Origin of the sequence: Xanthobacter autotrophicus (genome assembly GCF_005871085.1) — a bacterium.
Lineage (GTDB): Bacteria > Pseudomonadota > Alphaproteobacteria > Rhizobiales > Xanthobacteraceae > Xanthobacter > Xanthobacter autotrophicus.
In genome coordinates this window covers 12,430-31,216 of sequence record NZ_VAUP01000013.1, presented here as the reverse complement: position 1 = coordinate 31,216, position 18,787 = coordinate 12,430, and the positions used below count along the sequence as shown (strand labels likewise).

Sequence of the window (18,787 nt, the reverse complement as noted above, 5' to 3'; positions counted from 1 at the left end):
TCGAATTGCCGCGCAATCCAATGGCAACGCCCTCGAGGTGCCCGGCATTCCCGAACGCCCCATTATGACCGGACCGGCGCCGGATGCACTCTTCTTTGGAATAGGTCGGAACGCCCCTTCCACGGGGCTCCTCCGCCGACTCCAATCTCGCCCAGCCTTCGCAGAGGCGACGGAGGCCTGGCTTAAGCCGCCTTCCCGCGCGCCGGGGCCCTTCGGCCCAGACCGGCTCACCTGCACCAGGGGCTTGATTCCAAATGGATTTCATCCAGGCCTGAAAGGTCGCCCTTCATGCCATCCGCCTGATCCGGCCGAAACCGGGCCGCAGGCGCGGCCCGACGGCTCTGCCCTCGCCCCTCCCCTCCCGAGAGGGAGGCGGAGGGAACCAAGGGCGGGCGCCGATGCGGCCTTACGCGCCGATGGGACGGCGCAGGTCGAGGGTGGTGGGGAACTCGTCCGGCGCGTTCTCCTCGGGAACGGGAGTGGTGCCGGGCGTGTGGCCGTAATCCTGGAAGCGGGCGAGGCGGCGGGCCTCGGCTTCATAGGAATTCACCGGGAAGGTCTCGTAGCTGCGACCGCCCGGATGCGACACGTAATAGCGGCAGCCGCCGCGCGAGCGCTCGCTCCAGGTATCCACCACGTCGAAGGTGAGGGGCGCCTGGACCGGGATGGTGGGATGCAGGCCCGACCAGGGCTGCCACGCCTTGTAGCGCACGCCGGCGACGAAGGTGCCGTTGCGGCCGGTGGGCGCCAGCGGCAGCCGCCGCCCGTTGCAGGTGACGATGTGACGGGCGGGGTTGAAGCCCTCCACTTTCACCTGCAGGCGCTCCACCGAGGAGTCCACGTAGCGGGCGGTGCCGCCGACGACGCCCTCTTCACCCAGCACGTGCCAGCATTCGAGCGCCTGGCGGATCTCCACGTCGACGCCGCCCCGTTGCACCTTGCCGTAGTGCGGGAAGCGGAACTCGAACTGGGCGCGGAACCATTCCGGATCGAAGCTGTAGCCGGCGTCCGAGAGGTCCTCCAGCACGTCCACGAAGTCGGCCCAGACGTAATGGGGCAGCATGAAGCGGTCGTTGAGGATGGTGCCCCAGCGCGCGCACTTGCCGGTGACCGGCTTGTGCCACAGCCGGGCGATGAGGGCGCGCAGCAGCAGTTGCTGGGCCAGACTCATGCGCCAGTCCGGCGGCATCTCGAAGCAGCGGAACTCCACCAGGCCCAGGCGGCCGGTGGGGCCATCCGGCGAATAGAGCTTGTCGATGGAGATTTCGGTGCGGTGGGTGTTGCCGGTGACGTCCACCAGCAGATTGCGCAGCAGGCGGTCCACCAGCCACGGCGGGGTCGGCCCCTCGGCCGCTCCGGGCAGGCCGATCTTGGAAAGCGCGATCTCCAGCTCGTAAAGGCTGTCGTGCCGGGCCTCGTCCACCCGCGGATGCTGGGAGGTCGGGCCGATGAACAGGCCCGAGAACATGTAGGACAAGGAGGGGTGGCGCTGCCAGAACAGCAGCAGGCTCTTCAGCAGGTCGGGCCGGCGCAGGAAGGGGCTGTCGGCCGGTGTGGAGCCGCCCACCACCACGTGGTTGCCGCCGCCGGTACCGGTGTGGCGGCCGTCCACCATGAACTTCTCGGTGCCGAGGCGGGCGAGGCGCGCTTCCTCATAGAGGATGCGGGTGATCTCCACGCAGCCGGACCAGGTGTCGGACGGATGGACGTTCACCTCCAGCACGCCCGGATCAGGCGCGAGCCGGATGAGGTTGAGGCGGTAGTCGAAGGGCGGCGGATAGCCCTCCAGGTGCAGAGGGGTGTTTAGCTCAATCGCCACCTGCTCGACGGCGGCGATGAGGTCCACATAGTCCTCCAGCGTCTCCACCGGGGGCAGGAACACGCAGAGGCGGCCGTTGCGCGGCTCCACGCAAAGCGCGGTGCGTGTGTCGGCGGTGAACACCTGGGTGTCGTTCTGGGCCAGATACTGGCGCACCAGCTCCTGCGCCCGCTCACCGGTGCCGTAGGCTTCCCGGCGCGGGGCGACGGAATAGCGCTCGCGGGCATCGACCGGCGTGGCGCCGTCGGTACCGGCCGTGCCTTCACCGCCGGCGCGGTAGCGGGCGGCGAGCTCATCGGCGTCCGGCAGCGGCCCGCGCGGCTCGAACGGGTCGGTGGGCACCACATAGGGGTAGCGCGTGGGCGCGAGGAACTGCAGCGATTCCAGCGGCAGGCGATAGCCCATGGGGCTTTCGCCGGGGATCAGGAACAGGAATTCGCGGCGGAAGGTCCACAGCTCAGAGCGCCAGGCAAAGCCTTCGGGCGTCCACACCCGGCGCAGGGGCAGCACCGAGCCGGTGGCATTGGCGAGGCCCTGGTTGAAGGTACGCGCCAGCATGCGGCGCTGCACCTCGTCGGCCATGCGCTCGTCGCCGGGGGCGATGTTCTCGGGAAGGCACTGCTCCTTCCACATGTAATAGATGTTGTCCTCGTAGGCGGGCAGCACGAACTGCGAGCCCACCGCGAGCTTTTCGGCCACCGCCCGGCAGAAACGCTCGGCGTCGGCCGGGGTCGGGGCGTAATTGGTCTTCTCGTCGGCGATCAGGTCCTCGCGCCGCCACATGGGCTGGCCGTCCTTGCGCCAGAACAGGTCGAACGACCAGCGCGGCAGCGTCTCGCCGGGATACCACTTGCCCTGGCCGTAATGCAGCACGCCCTCGGTGGAGAAGCGCTTGCGCAGGCGGCGGATGAGGTCATCCGCGCGCACCCGCTTCTGCGGGCCGAGCGCCTCGGTGTTCCACTCGGGAGATTCATAGTCGTCGATGGAGACGAAGGTGGGTTCGCCACCCATGGTCAGGCGCACGTCGCCGGCCTTGAGGTCCACGTCCACCTTCTGGCCCAGCTCGTCGAGGGCGGCCCAGGTCTCGTCGGAGAACGGCAGGGTCACGCGCGGCGCCTCGGCCACGCGGGCGACGCTCATGTCGAAGCCGAACTCGGTCTCCGTCTTCTCCATCAGATAGCCGGTGATGGGGGCGGCGGAACGATAGTGCGGGGTCGCGGCGAGCGGGATGTGGCCCTCGCCGCACAGCAGCCCCGAGGTGGGGTCGAGGCCGATCCAGCCCGCGCCCGGCACATAGACCTCGCACCAAGCGTGGAGGTCGGTGAAGTCCACGTCAGTGCCGGAGGGACCGTCGAGGGCCGCCACGTCGGGCTTCAGCTGGATCAGGTAGCCGGAGACGAAGCGCGCGGCGAGGCCGAGATGGCGCAGCACCTGCACCAAGAGCCAGCCGGTGTCGCGGCAGGAGCCGAGCTTCTTGGTGAGCGTCTCGTCCGGGGTCTGGACGCCCGGCTCCATGCGGATGACGTAGCCGATCTCCTTCTGGAGGAGCTGGTTGATCTCCACCAGGAAATCCACGATGCGGCGCGGCTCAAGCGATACCCCGGCGACGAAGGCGTCGAACGGGGCGCCCTCCTTCTCCAGCTCGAGATAGGGGGCCAGCTCCGCCTTCAGCTCGGGGGTGTAGGTGAAGGGGAAATTCTCGGCATATTCCTCGACGAAGAAGTCGAACGGATTGAGCACGTCGAGCTTGGCGAGGAGGTCCACCTCGACCTTGAACTCCTCCACCTTCTCCGGGAACACGATGCGCGCGAGCCAGTTGCCGAACGGGTCCTGCTGCCAGTTGATGAAATGTTCAGCTGGTGAAATCTTGAGCGAATAGGCGGGGATCTCGGTACGGCTGTGCGGCGCCGGACGCAGGCGGATGGTCTGCGGCCCCATCGTGACCGGGCGCTCGTACTTGTAGCTCGTAACGTGATGCAGGCTCGCGAGGATCGACATATATGGCACCTGGTCCTGCGGGCATTGGCCCTACGGGCAGCCCAAGGGGTGGGGTGGGCGGTTTCCGGCCAAGGTTAGACAAGGCCGTTATAGGGAGAAAGCGCGACTTTGCGGCGACATCTGCCCGCATAATGGGCAGATGTCACGGGTTTCGGCAGGGCCGGCGCGCCCCGATCAGGCAGATGCGGGCGCGGGTGGCACGCCGACATCGGCCTCCGGGGTTTCCGGCGGCTCGGGCGGCGCATGGCCCGCGGGCTTCTTCTTGCCCTTCAGCTTCTCCTCGAACCGCTGCAGCACCGTATAGAAAGACGGCACGAACAGGACCGCGAGGCAGGTGGACGCCAGCATGCCCGACACCACGGCGATGCCGATGGACTTGCGGGAATTGGCACCGGCGCCGGTGGCGAAAACCAGCGGCAACACGCCCAGGATGAAGGCGAAGGAGGTCATGAGGATGGGCCGGAACCGGAGGCGCGAGGCCTCCACCGCCGCATCCATGATGTCCATGCCCTCCGCCCTTTTCTCGCGCGCATATTCCACGATGAGGATGGCGTTCTTCGAGGCAAGGGCGATCAAGAGCACCAGTCCGATCTGGGTGTAGAGGTTGTTGGAGATGCCGAGGCCCACCAACGCGCCGACCGTGCCGAGCAGAGCCAGGGGCACCGCCAGGATCACCGCCATGGGCTGGATCCAGCTCTCATACTGGCCGGCCAGCACGAAATAGACCAGCAGGATGGCGAGGCCGAACACGTAGTAGATCTGATTGCCGACCGCCTTCTCCTGGTAGGACATGGCGGTCCACTCGAAGCCCGTGCCCGGCGGCAGGGTCGCGGTGGCGATCTGCTCCATGAGGGACAGTGCCTGCCCCGAAGAGAAGCCCTGAGCGGTTCCGCCCACCACGGTGGAGCTGGGATACAGGTTGTAGAGCGAGATGAGCGGCGGGCCCTGCACCATCTTCACGGTGACGAGGGTGCCAAGCGGAACCATCTGCCCCTTGGGCGTGCGCACCTTCAGGTTGGCAAGGTCGGTCGGGGTGACGCGATAGCCCGATTCGGCCTGCACATAGACCTGGAACACGTTGCCGAACTTGTTGATCTGGTTGACGTAGGTCGAGCCCAGATAGGACGAGATGGTGTCGAACACCTGCCCCACCGTGACCCCCAGCGTCTCCGCCTTGATGCGGTTGACCTCCACCTCGAGCTGCGGCGCCCCGGCGCGGAACGACGAGGAGACGTGCGCGAGAGCGGACTGGGCCTGCGCCTTGTCCACCATCGAGGTGGTGATCTGCTCCAGCAGCCGGTAGTCGAAATTGCCGTTGCGCAGTTGCGGCTGCATGGTGAAGCCGGCGGCGTTGCCGATGCCCTGGATGGCCGGCGGCACGAGGATCAGCACCTCCGCCTGGACCACGTCCGCCACCGCCTTGTTGAGGTTTTCATAGAGCGAGAGCAGGTCCTGGCCGGTAGTGGCGTAGCGCTCCGACCACGGCTTCAGGGTGATGTAGGTGACGCCCGCATTGGACAGCGTGGATGAATTGTCCAGCACCGAAATGCCGGAGATGGCGAGCACGGTCTCGACCCCCGGCACCTTGCGGATGCGTTCGCTGACGTCCGCCATCACCTTCTTGGTGCGATTGAGGTTCGAGGCGTCCGGCAGCTGCACGTGGGCGAGGAAGTAACCCTGGTCCTCGATGGGCAGGAACGAGGTGGGCACGCGGGTGAGGCCGTAGGCGGCCACGCCCATAAGCGCCAGGGCGATGATCACCATGACCTTGGAATGGTGCACCATGCGGGAGATGACGCCGGTATACCAATGCTCCGCCTTGGCGTAAATCTTGTTGAAGCCGCGAAAGATAAAGTTGCGCTTTTCCGGCGGCACCGGCTGGCGCAACCACAGGGCGCACTGGGTGGGCTTCAGGGTCGCCGCGTTGATGGCCGAAATGAAGGCCGTGGCGGCGATGACCAACGCGAACTGCTTGAACATCTGCCCGGTCAGGCCCGGAATGAACGAGGCCGGCAGGAACACACTCATGAGCACCAGCGTGATGCCCACCACCGGGCCGAACAGCTCGTCCATGGCCTTCTCGGCCGCGGGCTGGCCCGCCATACCCTCCTCGATGTGGCGTGCCACGCCTTCCACGATGACGATGGCGTCGTCCACCACGATGCCGATGGCCAGGATGATGGCGAACAGCGTCGACAGGTTGATGGTGAAGCCCATGGCGTCCATGGCCGCGAACGCGCCGATGATGGTCACCGGCACGGTGGTGGCCGGCACCAGGGTGGCCCGCCAGTCCTGGAGGAACAGCAGGATCACCACCAGCACCAGGATCGCCGCCTCGAACAGGGTCTTCCAGACCTCGTCGATGGAGGCCGTCACGAACAGGGTGGTGTTGAAGGGGATGCTGTATTCGAGGCCTTCGGGGAAGTCCTTCTTCAGCTCTTCCATCTTCTTGGCCACGCGCGCCGACACGTCGAGGGCGTTGGCGGCGGGCAGCTGGAAGATGCCGATACCAGCGGCGGGCTTGTTGTCCTGGGTGAAGTCCTTGGAATAGCTCTGCGCGCCCAGCTCCACCCGGCCGATATCGCGGATGCGGACGATGCGGCCGCCGTCCGAATTGTCCACCTTGACGATGATGTTCTCATAGTCCTTGGCGTCGTCGAGGCGGCCGGCGATGTTCACCGTATACTGGAAGGAGGCATTGTCCGGCGCCGGCGGGATGCCGAGCTGGCCGGGGGTGACGATCTGGCTCTGCTTCTGGATGGCGTTGGAAATGTCCTGGGGGGTCAGGCCGAAGGCCTGCATGCGGTCCGGGTCCATCCAGATGCGCAAGGCATAGGTGCCGGTGCCGAAGATGCCCACGTTGGCAACGCCCGCCACGCGGGCCAGCTCGTTCTGGATGTTGATGATGGCGTAGTTGTTGAGGTACAGCCCGTCATAGCGCCCATCCGGCGAGATCAGGGTCACGAACTCGAGGATCGAGGTGCCCTTCTGCAGGATGGTGACGCCCTGCGCCTGCACCGCCGTGGGCAGCGAGGCCAGGGCGATGTTGACGCGGTTCTGCACCAGCACCTGCGCCATGTTGGGATCGGCGCCGATGTCGAAGGTGACGATGAGCGTGTAGGTGCCGTCGGAGGCCGACCAAGACTGCATGTACAACATGCCCTCGACGCCGTTCACCTGCTGCTCGATGGGCAGGGCGACGGTGTCGATCATGGTCTTGGCGGACGCACCGGGATAGGAGGTCGACACCGACACCGTAGGCGGCACGATGTTCGGATACTGCGACACCGGCAGCCGGGTCAGCGAGACCAGGCCGATCAGCACGAAGACGAGTGCGAGGACGTTCGAGAGGACCGGCCGCTCGATGAAAAAGCGCGATATCATGGGCGCAGCCTCTTTCTTCGAGAGCGGGTCAGTTCTTCGGTGTCGCAGGCGCCGGCGACGGCGCCACGGACGGCGCGACCGAGGGGGCGGCCACGGCGGGAGCATCAGCGGGGGCCACACCCGCGGGCTTGGCCAGCGGCTTGTTCCCCTGGTCGATGGCGGGTGCCGCGATGCCGACGATGGTGCCCTCCTCCACCTTCACCTTCGAGCCCGGCACCGCGCGCTGGATGCCGTTGATGATGATGCGGTCGCCGGCCTTCAGCCCGCTCTGGATGGCGCGCAGGCCGTCGGCCTGGAGCTGGCCCAGGGTCACCTGGGTCTGTGCGACCACATTGTCGGCGTTCACGGTCAGCACATAGGGTCCCAGCTGGTTGGCGTTGAGGGCAGCATCCGGCACCAGCACGGTGGTCTGCGCCGCGCCCAGCGGAACCCGCACCCGCGTAAACAGGCCCGGCAGCAGCGCGAAATCGTCATTCTGGAAAATGCCGCGCACCGTCAGCGTGCCGAGGTTGGGGTCCACCTGCGGGGCCACATAGTCGATCTTGCCGTTGTGCGGATAACCGGTCTCGGTCTGAAGGCCGATCTGGACGTCGAGGTCCGGTACGTCGCGGGTGATGGAGACCAGCGAACGGCCCTGCTTGGCCAGATGCTCCTTGATCCGCAGCACCTCCTGCTCACTCAAGGTGAACCAGACCCAAATGGGGTTGACCTGGACCACGGTGGCAAGCTTGGTCGGGCCGCTGTAGCCCACCAGCGCGCCCACGTCCTGAAGATGGGCGGTGACGGCGCCGTCGAAGGGCGCGGTAATCTGGGTGTAGCCGAGATTGATCTGGGCAAGCACCAGGGAGGCCTGGGCGTTCGCCACCTCGGCAACCGCCGAATCGCGCTTGGCGCGGGCCTGGTCGAGGGTGGCCTGGGAGGCGAAGTCCTGCTTGGCAAGCTGCGCCTGGCGATTGTACTCGGCTTCGGCCTGCACCTGCGCGGCCTGGTTGGCGGCGAGCTGGGCCTTGGCCTGGTCCACCTGGGCCTTGTACTGGTCCTGCTCGATCACGAACAGGACAGTGCCCTTCTTGGCGAACTGGCCGTCCTTGTAGTTGATCTGCGTGAGGAAGCCCTGGACGCGGGCTTCCAGATCCACCGAATTGATGGCAGCGGTGTTGCCGGTCAGCTCAAGGAAGCGCGTGACCGGCTTTTCCAGAACCGGGGCAACGGTAACGGCGGCGGGCGGCGGCGGTACGTAGGTGTTCTTTTCCTCGCAAGCCGACAGGACCAAGGCCGCGCAGAGTGCAAGACCGCCACGGGCCACGCCGGACACCCGGATACCCCCCACCATGCCATATCCCCCGATTTTGCAATTGCGCCGGATACTAAGCACCGGGCTCCGGCGTGTCCACGAAGGCAAGAGCGATTCCTTGCGGCACGGCTCGAATTGCCGCTACCAGTGCACAGTCGCAACGCCCTTCCCTAAGGCTCGGGAGCGAACCCTATGAAAGGTCACCTGGCCGGGACCGCCTGCGCGACCACGGTCATGGCGCTCCTGCTTGCCTTGCCCATCCTTTCGTCGACGATCGCGTTCCGCCCCTGGCGAGAAATGATGTTCGCAGCAGGGATGGTGATGATGGTGCCTGCGCCTTATTGCATCGCGATCTTGGTGCTGGGCGCCCTGCCGGCCTGGGGCCTCAAGGTGACGGCCCGGCGCCTCGTGCTCAGGCATCCGGCGTGGCCCATCCGTTACGGAGACCTCGTCGGCCTGCTTCTGGGAGGCATTCCCTCCGTCATTGTCGTGTACTTGTTCGAGCGCTCCGATGAGCCTCTTGTCGTCCTTCTTCAGGACCCCCGTGTCATCGGGTTATGGCACACCATGTTCATCATTCCAGGCGCGGCCTGGGGCGCGGGATGGTGGTGGGCAGAGCCCAATGGGCGGCAAGCTCCACCGCCCCGCATTGACATTGCCGCGACCCGTTCATAAGTGTCCCCGCATGGTTCGCTGCCCCCAGAGGGACCCGCGGAGGTGGCTGCGCGCTTTGCCGCTGCGCCCGCCCCGTCCCTTCGGACTTGCTGACGCCGCATTGAAGGCGTCCAACGGCGCATCATTTCCCGGAGGGTCCGGCGGCTCGTCTCCGCCCTCCCTGAGACCTGACGGATCGGAACAGAGACACAACTCATGTTAGGTGGACTTGCCCGCAAGCTCTTCGGCTCCGCGAACGATCGCCGGGTGAAGGGATACCGTCCCCGCGTTCAGGCCATCAATGCGCTGGAGCCGGAGCTGGAAGCCCTCTCCGACGAGGCGCTCCGGGCCCGCACCGACGATTTCCGCCGCCAGGTCGCCGAGGGCAGGTCCCTCGACGACTTGCTGGTGCCCGCCTTCGCCACCGTGCGCGAGGGCGCCAAGCGCGCCCTGGGCATGCGCCCGTTCGACGTGCAGCTGATCGGCGGCATGGTGCTGCATGAAGGCGGCATCGCCGAGATGAAGACCGGCGAAGGCAAGACCCTCGTCGCCACCCTGCCGGTCTATCTCAACGCTCTGGCCGGCAAGGGCGTGCACGTGGTAACGGTAAATGACTACCTCGCCAAGCGCGACGCCGAATGGATGAGCCGGTTGTACCGCTTCCTCGGCCTCAGCACCGGCATCGTGGTCCACGGCCTCGACGACGACGAACGCCGCGCGGCCTATGCCAGCGACGTGACCTATGCCACCAACAACGAGCTGGGCTTCGACTATCTGCGCGACAACATGAAGTACGAGCGCGGCCAGATGGTCCAGCGCCCGCATTTCTACGCCATCGTGGACGAGGTGGACTCCATCCTCATCGATGAGGCGCGCACGCCCCTCATCATCTCCGGGCCACTCGACGACCGCTCGGACTTCTACAACACCATCGACACCTACATTCCGCGCCTCAGCAAGGAAGACTACGAGGTGGACGAGAAGCAGCGCTCCGTCTCCATGACCGAAGCCGGCATGGAGAAGATGGAGCAGATGCTCAGCGCCGCCGGGGTGCTGAAGTCGGACTCCCTCTACGACATCGAGAACGTCTCGGTGGTCCACCACGTGAACCAGGCCCTGCGCGCCCACACCCTGTTCCAGCGCGACAAGGACTACATCGTCCGCAACGATGAAGTGGTGATCATCGACGAGTTCACCGGCCGCATGATGCCGGGCCGGCGCTATTCGGAAGGCCTGCACCAGGCGCTGGAGGCCAAGGAGCGCGTCCAGGTCCAGCCTGAGAACCAGACGCTGGCCTCCATCACCTTCCAGAATTATTTCCGGCTCTACGAGAAGCTGTCGGGCATGACCGGCACCGCCAACACCGAGGCGGCGGAATTCGCGGACATCTACAAGCTCGAGGTGGTGGAGATCCCCACCAACGTGCAGATCTCCCGCATCGACGACGATGACGAGGTCTACCGCAGCGCCGGCGAGAAGTACGCGGCCATCATCGAGCTGATCAAGGAATGCGCGGCGCGCAGCCAGCCGGTTCTGGTGGGTACCACCTCCATTGAGAAGTCCGAGCTTCTGGCCGAACTGCTGAAGCAGGCCGGCTTCAAGCAGAAGGACTTCTCCGATCCGACCGCCTTCAGCGGCCGGGAGCTTCTCACCAGCGAGAACTCCGGCAAGGCGTTCGCGGTGCTGAACGCGCGCTACCATGAGCAGGAGGCTTACATCGTCTCCCAGGCGGGCGTCCCGGGAGCGATCACCATCGCCACCAACATGGCCGGCCGCGGCACTGACATCAAGCTCGGCGGCTCCGCCGACATGCGTATCGAGATCGAGCTGAAGGACCTCCCTGAGGGCGCCGAACGCGCTGCGGCGGAAGCCAAGATCCGCGGCGAGGTGGAAGCGCTGAAGCAGAAGGCGCTGGAGGCTGGCGGCCTTTATGTGCTCGGCACCGAGCGCCACGAGAGCCGGCGCATCGACAACCAGCTGCGCGGCCGCTCCGGCCGCCAGGGCGACCCCGGCCACTCCAAGTTCTTCCTGTCGCTGGAAGACGACCTGATGCGCATCTTCGGGTCGGACCGGCTCGACGGCATGCTGCAGCGCCTCGGCCTCAAAGAGGGCGAGGCCATCATCCATCCCTGGATCAACAAGGCCCTGGAGAAGGCGCAGCAGAAGGTCGAGGCGCGCAACTACGACATGCGCAAGAACGTGCTCAAGTATGACGACGTGCTGAACGACCAGCGCAAGGTGGTGTTCGAGCAGCGCGTCGAGCTGATGAACGACGAGGACGTGGCCGAGACGGTGGAGGACATGCGCCATGCCCTCATCACCGAGACCGTGGCCAAGTTCATCCCCGAGAACGCCTATCCCGAGCAGTGGGACGTGGACGGCCTCGACGCCGCGCTGAAGGAGATGCTGGCTCTCGACCTTCCGGTGAAGGATTGGGCTAAGGAAGAGGGCATCGCCGGTCCCGAGGTCACCGAGCGCATCATCCGCCGCGCTGACGAGCTGATGGCCGCCAAGACCGCCCAGTATGGGCCGGACATCATGCGCTATGTGGAGAAGTCCATTCTTCTCCAGACCCTCGACCATCTCTGGCGCGAGCATATCGGCATGCTGGACCACCTGCGGCAGGTGGTGGGCCTTCGCGGCTATGCCCAGCGCGATCCGCTCAACGAATACAAGTCGGAAGCCTTCAACCTGTTCTCCGCGCTGCTGAACCGGCTGCGGGAGGTGGTCACCGCCCAGCTCATGCGGGTGGAGATCGTGACCCAGCAGCCGCCGCCGGAAGAACTGCCGCTGATGGAGGCCCACCACGCCGACCCCTTCACCGGGGAAGACGAGATGGCGTTCGCTGGCGCGGCGCTGGGCAGCCGGCCGGAACCGCTCCTGTCCGGTGACCTGGCTGTCGCCGAGCGCGATCCCAACGATCCCGAGAGCTGGGGCAAGGTGGGCCGCAACGAGGCCTGCCCCTGCGGCTCCGGCAAGAAATACAAGCACTGCCACGGCCGCTTCGCCTGAGGCGGGACCACTGGCCGCACGGCGACCGGGCGGCCGATCCACACGCTCGTGGCAAAGGCCATCCGGCCCGGAAGGCCCGGGATCGGCGGCGCGCCGCGTGAGGTCGCGCCCTGGGGCTGACGCGCTTCATTCCCGAATTTGACGGTGCGCTCTTTTCCCGCCTCCGGAGGGATGCGCGCTTGCGCCGGGGATGAACCGCTCCCCGGAAGGTGCTAGCGTTTCGGCCCGTGTTCGGCTTCGAGGGCAGGATGGCTCGACGGCATATGGGTCTGGCGGCGGCGCTGGTGCTGGGCGCGCAGATGGGCGTGACGCAACCGGGTGCCGCGCCCGCAAGCGTCGGCACGACCGTGACCGGCGTTCAGCTGGTCCAGCGCGGCGATGTGCCCCCCGGCCCCGCCACGGCGCCGCGTCCACCGGCGCCGTCCCGGCTCGATCCGGCGGTGCGGGATGCCGGTGCGCGCCTCGCCGCGCCCTTCAGGCTGGGCAATGCCGACGGCTCACGGTCCTGTCCCTTCGCGCTGAAGGCGGAGCCCGCCGGGCCGGGCCTCGCGGTGGACTTCGACCGGCCGGCCTGCGCCATCATCGCCTTTTCCGCGCAGGTTGTGGCCTGGCTGCCAGACCCGTCCGGCTCGCTGCGGCTGCTGAACGCGCAGGGCCGCACGGTGGCCGAGTTCACGGAAGGCGCCAACGGCAGCTTCGAGGCGCTCAGGGAAGGCGACGGGGTCTATTTCCTCACCAATCCATCCGCTGCCGACGAAGACACCGAGATCAAGGTGGATGAGGTGGTGGGCGAATGGGATCTCGCCCGGCAGGCCGGAACCCCGATTTGCCGCTGGACCCTGCTCGACCAGCCTGCGACCAACGGGAAGGGCAAGGCACTGGCCATCGCAGCGGGCTGCGATCCGGCCCTGCTGCGCTTCGGTCCCGTGGCCTGGGACATCGAGGGCGGCAACATCCTGGTGCGTGGCGATACCGACGCCGCCGTGATCCGCTTCGCGCGGCAGGAAGACGGCGGCTGGGCGCGGACCCCGGAGCGCGGTCGCCCGCTGCTCATGAACCGGCCCTAGGACCGCGCTGGATCGGCGCGCTCAAGATCGGGACGGCGGTAGACCGCGCCAGCCGAGGCGGCCGCCCTCCCCTTCCCATACCTGTTTCCAGGTTGCCCGCCACGGTCGGACTGCGGCGGCGAGTCGGTGTGGCGTGGACGCGTCACCTGAACTGCATGATGGTATTTTTACACCTCCAGAGAGGTGCCTGAACTCCTCCTGCGTCAGATGATTTTCGTGACAGGAACGGGGCAAATCACCGTTTGGCCAAGGTGCGTTGCATCTTCGCAACACAAGAATCCAGCATTCATGCGGGTTTGCACAAATCGGTAGCAGGTGCTGCCTTAATTTTCCCATTGGACATGAGGCAAGGACCTGATTTTTATCAATCTAAATCGCTGCGGGGTACCGTTATGAAGAAGTTTGCAGTCGTCGCCGCCTCTCTGCTCCTGGCCGGAGCCGCTTCCGCGGCCGACCTCAGCTCGCCGATGCCGGTGAAGGCTGTCCCGGCTCCCGAGGCTCCCCTTTGGGATCTGGCCTTCGGCGTGACCGGCACGTCGGACTACCTGTTCCGCGGTATCAGCCAGACCAACAACAACCCCGCCATCCAGGGCTTCGTCGAGCTGCAGCTGTTCGACTGGGTGTACTTCAACGTGTGGGCGTCCAACCAGAATTGGGTGAACACCACCATTGACGGCCTGGGCTACACCGACGGCAACAGCTCGCTTGAAGTCGACTTCTCGGGTGGCCTGCGTCACACTTGGGGCAACTTCGCCCTCGACGTCGGCGCGGTCTACTACACCTATCCCGGCAGCAGCTCCAGCCGTGACCCGATCACCGGGCTGAACACCGGACCCGGTTCGAGCGACTACAATTATTGGGAAATCTACGCCAAGCCGAGCTACACGGTTGCGCCTTGGCTGACCCTCGGCCTGAACCTCTACTGGACCAGCGATTTCGCCTCCACCGGCACGGACGGCACCGCCCTGTCTGGTACCGTGAAGGTTCCGCTCCCTTCCTTCGGTCCTGGCGAAGCTTTCGGCTGGTATGCCTCGGGCGAGTTCGGCCATCAGTGGCTGTCCACCAGCGCGTACAATTATGAAGTCAACTACGCCTTCACCGACCTGACCTACCTGCAGACGATCCCTGGCTACAACTGGTGGAACGTGGGCGTCGCCTTCACCTACAAGGCCGCCACCCTCGACCTGCGCTACTCCGGCACCGACCTGAGCGATGCCGACTGCGGCTTCATGATCAGCAACACCAACTCCTGCGGCAACAAGTTCCTCGCGACCCTGTCGTTCGCGACGTCGCTGAACGCCCTGAAGTGATCTGAGCCGACGTTCCTGACGCCAGAAGGCGCCGCGCTCCCCGCGCGGCGCCTTCTTCTTTGTCCGCCGCGCGGCCCCCATGTGGCCGGGGAGGACGGGCCAGGATGATCCCGAATGGGACAGCCTCGCGCCCGATCTGCCATACGCCATGCCCGCGCATCGCCAGTGCACAACCGTCCGTGGCGGGGCTGATCAGCCGCAGATGTCGATCGGATGGGAAGGGTTTGGGGAGCAGGACCTGATCGCGCCCGGCTCGGCGAGGTCCCTTGGCGCGCCCCTGCCAGACGCTTCGGGAAGACACCCCGACACACAGACGACCCGGCACGACGGGCCACCTCAGGGCCTGATCAGGAAACGGATAGGCCGCGATCGAGAGCATGATCCGGCCGCGCCTGATCGCCGAATTGGCCTGAGGTTTGACAGCGCCGACAGCGACCTGCTCAAGCACCAAGCCAACTTGATCAGCGGCCCCTCGCCGGACGCCGCCCCCCAAGGCTCTACTTTCGCGCCTTGCCGGCGGGCGCCGATACGGCCTGGGTCAGGGCGGCGACCAGCGCCGCCGCGTCTCCGCTGATGCGGAAGGTCTTCACCCGCGCTGTGGCCCCCGACGTGAGCCTGACCTGGGATGCGGCTACGCCTGCCGCCTGCGCCAGCACGCGGGCAACAGCCGCCGTCGCCGCGCCGTCCTCCGGCGCGACCTTGACCCGGATCTTCAGAACCTCGCGACCGTCCGACAATGCCACGACGCCGTCGAGCGCATCGCGCCCGCCCCGCGGAGTGGCGCGCACGGTCACCTCCACCCCGTCGGGCAGGGTCTTCAGGTACGACAAGAAGCCCGCCCGCCGGTCAGAAGACGTTGGGGTAGATGTAGTAGCCGATGACCTGCTGGATGAAGAAGATGATCAGGATCAGCACCATGGGCGACAGATCGAGGCCGCCCAGGTTGGGCAGCACGGAGCGGATCGGCGCGAGCACCGGCTCAGTGATCCTGTAGAGGAAGTCGCCCACGCTGCGGACGAACGAGTTGTGGGGGTTCACGACGTTGAACGCCACGAGCCAGGACAGCACCGCCGCGGCGATGAGCAGCCAGACATAAAGCTGAAGAACGAGAAGGATGACGTCGAGCAGCGCACGCATCGCAGGAAAGGTCCCCGGGGAGTTGCGCGCCAGCAATAGCCCCCCGAGGTGCTCCTGAACAAGGCCGCACGCCGTCGCGGCCGGCCTGAGGCCGGTTTCTCGCCCAGCCTGCGTCAGCCCGTCGCGTCTGCGTCCCGCGAGCAGCCCGGCTCCGAGAGGGCGCCGGCGCCGGGCGTGCGCTCGGGATCCATCAGATGGGGCCGGGCGTGGGGACCGGCCGCGGGAAAATCATAGTCCGGCGCCGGCTCGGTCGCGGCGGGGACGCTGGAAATCGGGGCGCGGCCGGGCTTTGCGACCTTGGGCGCGCGCGGTCGTGGAGCTGGGCGTTTCTGGGCGGCCATGGCTGCCTCCATGATGTGACCATGATTGGGGGACAACGCTCTCCCCGTGCCTTCCGTTGCAGTTTGCAGCGCGAAAGGGGCGGTGCGGCCTTCACGTTTTGGAGTGGCCTCTTCGCCGGCCAACGCCGGCGTGGGTTGCCGTTCTCGATGTCGGTGCCTCACCTCTCCACGACATGTCGGAATCGGCATGGCGGAATTGAGCTGCCGACCTTGACTTGCCGACCCGTCGCAGGCAGCTTCCGGCCCCGTGGGCGGCGTCGGCAACGGGCCTCCTCCAACCTTTACGGACCCTCATGCGCAGCTATCTGGACTTCGAGAAGCCGGTCGCCGAACTCGAGGCCAAGGTGGAAGAGCTGCGCGCGCTTGCCTCTGCGGGCGATGGCGTGACCATCACCGACGAGGTGCAGCGGCTCGAGACCAAGGCCCGCGAGGCGCTCCTCGCCCTCTACGCAAACCTCACCCCCTGGCAGAAGACCTTGGTCGCGCGGCATCCGCAGCGGCCGCATTTCGCCGATTTCGCCAAGGGCCTGTTTGAGGACTTCACCCCGCTCGCCGGCGACCGCAAGTTCGGCGAGGACGAGGCCATCATCGGCGGCTTCGCCCGCTTCCGTGGCGAGGCGGTGTGCGTGCTGGGCCACGAGAAGGGCTCCACCACCGAAACCCGCATCCGGCATAATTTCGGCATGGCGCGCCCCGAGGGCTATCGCAAGGCGGCGCGCATCATGGAACTGGCCGACCGCTTTGGCATTCCGCTGATCTCGCTGGTGGATACCGCCGGCGCCTATCCCGGCATCGGTGCCGAGGAGCGCGGCCAGGCCGAGGCCATCGCCCGTTCCACCGATGCCTGCCTCGCACTGGGCGCGCCCAATGTGGCGCTGGTAATCGGCGAGGGTGGCTCGGGTGGGGCCATCGCCATCGCCACCGCCAACAAGGTGCTGATGATGGAGCACGCCATCTACAGCGTGATCTCGCCGGAAGGCGCGGCCTCCATCCTGTGGCGTGACACCGCGAAGGCGCAGGACGCCGCCACCAACATGAAGATCACGGCGCAGGACCTGCTGAAGTTCGGCATCATCGATGCCATCGTGAAGGAGCCGCCCGGCGGCGCCCATCGCGATCCGGAGGCCACCATCGGCGCCGCCGGGGATGCCATCGCCGATGCCTTGTCGCAATTGGCCGGTCTTGATGGCCCTGCCGTGCGCAAGGCACGGCGTGACAAATTTCTCGCAATCGGCCGTTCGCTTTAACCATGAACGCACGACAGGCGGCGGCTGCCGGCCTGACATCTCATCTTGGCCGCATTTGCCTTATTTTCTCCAAGTCGGCTTGGGCGGTCGCGGCAACGCTCCGCGTGGCTGGCGATGATGCCTTGGCGATGATGCTAACGCGTCGTCAAGGTGAAGGGGCTAACCCTGTCGGTCCCCGTGGCCGATACGGACCCAGGAGTTGCGCGGTGAACCGTTTCGCGTCGAACCGTCCGTGGGCGAAGGTATCGTCCCGCGTCCGCATGGTGGCCCTTGCCGCCACCGCAGCGCTCGCGCTCGCCGCCTGCAATCAGACCGATTCCGAGGCGGCGCGCAGGGCCAACAAGCCGCTGACGCCGGAGATGGTGTCCCTGATCTCGCAGAAGGACATGTCGCCCGCGAGCCCGATGTTGGTGCGCATCTTCAAGCAGGAAGCCGAGCTGGAAGTGTGGAAGGCCACCTCCGACGGCTCCTATGCCTTGCTGAAGACCTACCCCATCTGCCGCTGGTCCGGCGAACTGGGCCCCAAGGTGCGGGTGGGTGACCGGCAGGCGCCGGAGGGCTTCTACACCATCACGCCCGGGCAGATGAATCCGAACTCCAATTACTATTTGTCCTTCAACCTCGGCTTCCCCAACGCCTTTGATCGCTCCTACGGGCGGACGGGCGAGTTCCTCATGGTGCACGGCGACTGCTCGTCGGCCGGCTGCTACGCCATGACGGACGAGCAGATCTCCGAGATCTTCTCCCTGGCCCGTGAGAGTTTCGCCGGCGGCCAGCGGGCGTTCCAGGTGCAGGCCTATCCCTTCCGCATGACGCCGAAGAACCTCGCCCGGCACCGTAACAACCCCAACATGGCGTTCTGGCGCAACCTGAAGCAGGGCTACGACCACTTCGAGGTGACCAAACAGGAGCCGAAGGTCAACGTCTGCGGGCGCGCCTATGTGTTCGACGCCGAGGCCCTGCCCGGCCGCGGCTTCGATGCCAATGCCTCCTGCCCGCCCTACCAGGTGCCGCCCCAGGTCGCCTCCGCCGTGGCCGAGAAGCAGCGCAGCGACGACGCGCAAGTTGCGGCGCTCACGCCTTCCGCGCCGCTGGCGCCCGTGCGCACCAATGCGGACGGCGGCATGCATCCGGTCTTCCTCGCCAAGCTCAAGGAGCGCGAGAGCGGCCAGATGTCCTTCGCCGCGGCGCCGGGCACGCTGCCCGAATATGTGAACCCGCCCAAGATGACCCCGGAGAAGGTCGCGCTGGACAACGAGACGGCGGTGGCCCAGGTTAGCCCCGCCAACATCGCCGGTTCGGTGCCGGCCGCCACGGCCCAGCCCAAGGGTGCCCCCGTTCCACCGGTCCGGCCCGCCGCCGCCCAACCGTCCGGGTCCTCGGCTCCGGCCCGCTCGGACAAGTCCGCCGCGGTGGCAGCCAAGCCGGCAACGGTCGCCTCCGCAGCCAGCCTGATGCCGTCCGGCACGCTTCCCGGCGCAGCATCCAGCATGCCTACGAGCAGTTTCTCCCAATAGGACTGCC

12 protein-coding genes are annotated in these 18,787 nt (G+C 66.6%); 6 read left to right on the top strand and 6 right to left on the bottom strand.

Translation table 11 applies throughout. The features are described from left to right. Positions 1 to 406 precede the first annotated feature (406 nt). From FBQ73_RS04545 to FBQ73_RS04535, 3 genes are all read right to left on the bottom strand, one after another. Positions 407 to 3,817, bottom strand: coding sequence for a transglutaminase family protein (locus FBQ73_RS04545; RefSeq protein ID WP_138398331.1), 3,411 nt, complete (start codon positions 3,815 to 3,817; stop codon positions 407 to 409). A 174-nt stretch (positions 3,818 to 3,991) separates the two neighbouring features. Continuing rightward, on the bottom strand, positions 3,992 to 7,201 hold the full coding sequence (locus FBQ73_RS04540; protein ID WP_138398330.1) for an efflux RND transporter permease subunit: 3,210 nt from the start codon (positions 7,199 to 7,201) through the stop codon (positions 3,992 to 3,994). A gap of 28 nt (positions 7,202 to 7,229) precedes the next feature. Beyond that, a complete protein-coding gene (locus FBQ73_RS04535) occupies positions 7,230 to 8,534 on the bottom strand; it encodes an efflux RND transporter periplasmic adaptor subunit (protein WP_138398329.1) in 1,305 nt (434 codons plus the stop codon). A 153-nt stretch (positions 8,535 to 8,687) separates the two neighbouring features. Between FBQ73_RS04535 and FBQ73_RS04530 the strand changes: the two genes are divergently transcribed. From FBQ73_RS04530 to FBQ73_RS04515, 4 genes are all read left to right on the top strand, one after another. Next, complete coding sequence (locus tag FBQ73_RS04530) at positions 8,688 to 9,170, top strand: hypothetical protein (RefSeq protein WP_138398328.1); 483 nt, start codon at positions 8,688 to 8,690, stop codon at positions 9,168 to 9,170. 195 nt (positions 9,171 to 9,365) lie between these two features. Continuing rightward, positions 9,366 to 12,161, top strand: coding sequence for a preprotein translocase subunit SecA (gene secA, locus FBQ73_RS04525; RefSeq protein ID WP_138398327.1), 2,796 nt, complete (start codon positions 9,366 to 9,368; stop codon positions 12,159 to 12,161). A gap of 248 nt (positions 12,162 to 12,409) precedes the next feature. Further along, positions 12,410 to 13,228, top strand: coding sequence for a protease inhibitor Inh/omp19 family protein (locus FBQ73_RS04520; protein ID WP_138398326.1), 819 nt, complete (start codon positions 12,410 to 12,412; stop codon positions 13,226 to 13,228). Between the two features lie 341 nt (positions 13,229 to 13,569). Further along, positions 13,570 to 14,538 carry a TorF family putative porin gene (locus FBQ73_RS04515; protein ID WP_342780525.1) on the top strand — a complete coding sequence of 323 codons (969 nt, stop codon included), beginning with the start codon at positions 13,570 to 13,572 and terminating at the stop codon, positions 14,536 to 14,538. Positions 14,539 to 15,035: 497 nt separating this feature from the next. On the opposite strand, the gene FBQ73_RS04510 is transcribed toward FBQ73_RS04515, so the two are convergent. From FBQ73_RS04510 to FBQ73_RS04500, 3 genes are all read right to left on the bottom strand, one after another. Then, positions 15,036 to 15,368 (bottom strand): DUF167 family protein, encoded by a 333-nt coding sequence (locus FBQ73_RS04510; protein ID WP_138398324.1) that lies wholly within the window; start codon positions 15,366 to 15,368, stop codon positions 15,036 to 15,038. 16 nt (positions 15,369 to 15,384) lie between these two features. Next, complete coding sequence (locus tag FBQ73_RS04505; RefSeq protein ID WP_138398323.1) at positions 15,385 to 15,675, bottom strand: YggT family protein; 291 nt, start codon at positions 15,673 to 15,675, stop codon at positions 15,385 to 15,387. Positions 15,676 to 15,788: 113 nt separating this feature from the next. Beyond that, positions 15,789 to 16,016, bottom strand: a complete 228-nt coding sequence (locus FBQ73_RS04500) for a hypothetical protein (RefSeq protein WP_138398322.1) — start codon at positions 16,014 to 16,016, stop codon at positions 15,789 to 15,791. A 293-nt stretch (positions 16,017 to 16,309) separates the two neighbouring features. Between FBQ73_RS04500 and FBQ73_RS04495 the strand changes: the two genes are divergently transcribed. Together FBQ73_RS04495 and FBQ73_RS04490 are read left to right on the top strand one after the other, a co-directional pair. After that, positions 16,310 to 17,263, top strand: coding sequence for an acetyl-CoA carboxylase carboxyltransferase subunit alpha (locus tag FBQ73_RS04495; protein WP_138398321.1), 954 nt, complete (start codon positions 16,310 to 16,312; stop codon positions 17,261 to 17,263). Between the two features lie 206 nt (positions 17,264 to 17,469). Beyond that, positions 17,470 to 18,780, top strand: coding sequence for a L,D-transpeptidase family protein (locus FBQ73_RS04490; RefSeq protein ID WP_138398320.1), 1,311 nt, complete (start codon positions 17,470 to 17,472; stop codon positions 18,778 to 18,780). The last annotated feature ends 7 nt before the right edge of the window (positions 18,781 to 18,787 follow it).

What these genes read in the sequence shown, in the direction of transcription:
- FBQ73_RS04530 (WP_138398328.1), top strand. Translation starts at nt 8,688, where the DNA reads ATGAAAGGTCACCTGGCCGGGACCGCCTGCGCGACCACGGTCATGGCG.
- secA (WP_138398327.1), top strand. Translation starts at nt 9,366, where the DNA reads ATGTTAGGTGGACTTGCCCGCAAGCTCTTCGGCTCCGCGAACGATCGC.
- FBQ73_RS04505 (WP_138398323.1), bottom strand. Translation starts at nt 15,675, where the DNA reads ATGCGTGCGCTGCTCGACGTCATCCTTCTCGTTCTTCAGCTTTATGTC.
- FBQ73_RS04515 (WP_342780525.1), top strand. Translation starts at nt 13,570, where the DNA reads ATGAGGCAAGGACCTGATTTTTATCAATCTAAATCGCTGCGGGGTACC.
- FBQ73_RS04495 (WP_138398321.1), top strand. Translation starts at nt 16,310, where the DNA reads ATGCGCAGCTATCTGGACTTCGAGAAGCCGGTCGCCGAACTCGAGGCC.
- FBQ73_RS04545 (WP_138398331.1), bottom strand. Translation starts at nt 3,817, where the DNA reads ATGTCGATCCTCGCGAGCCTGCATCACGTTACGAGCTACAAGTACGAG.
- FBQ73_RS04500 (WP_138398322.1), bottom strand. Translation starts at nt 16,016, where the DNA reads ATGGCCGCCCAGAAACGCCCAGCTCCACGACCGCGCGCGCCCAAGGTC.
- FBQ73_RS04535 (WP_138398329.1), bottom strand. Translation starts at nt 8,534, where the DNA reads ATGGTGGGGGGTATCCGGGTGTCCGGCGTGGCCCGTGGCGGTCTTGCA.
- FBQ73_RS04520 (WP_138398326.1), top strand. Translation starts at nt 12,410, where the DNA reads ATGGCTCGACGGCATATGGGTCTGGCGGCGGCGCTGGTGCTGGGCGCG.
- FBQ73_RS04540 (WP_138398330.1), bottom strand. Translation starts at nt 7,201, where the DNA reads ATGATATCGCGCTTTTTCATCGAGCGGCCGGTCCTCTCGAACGTCCTC.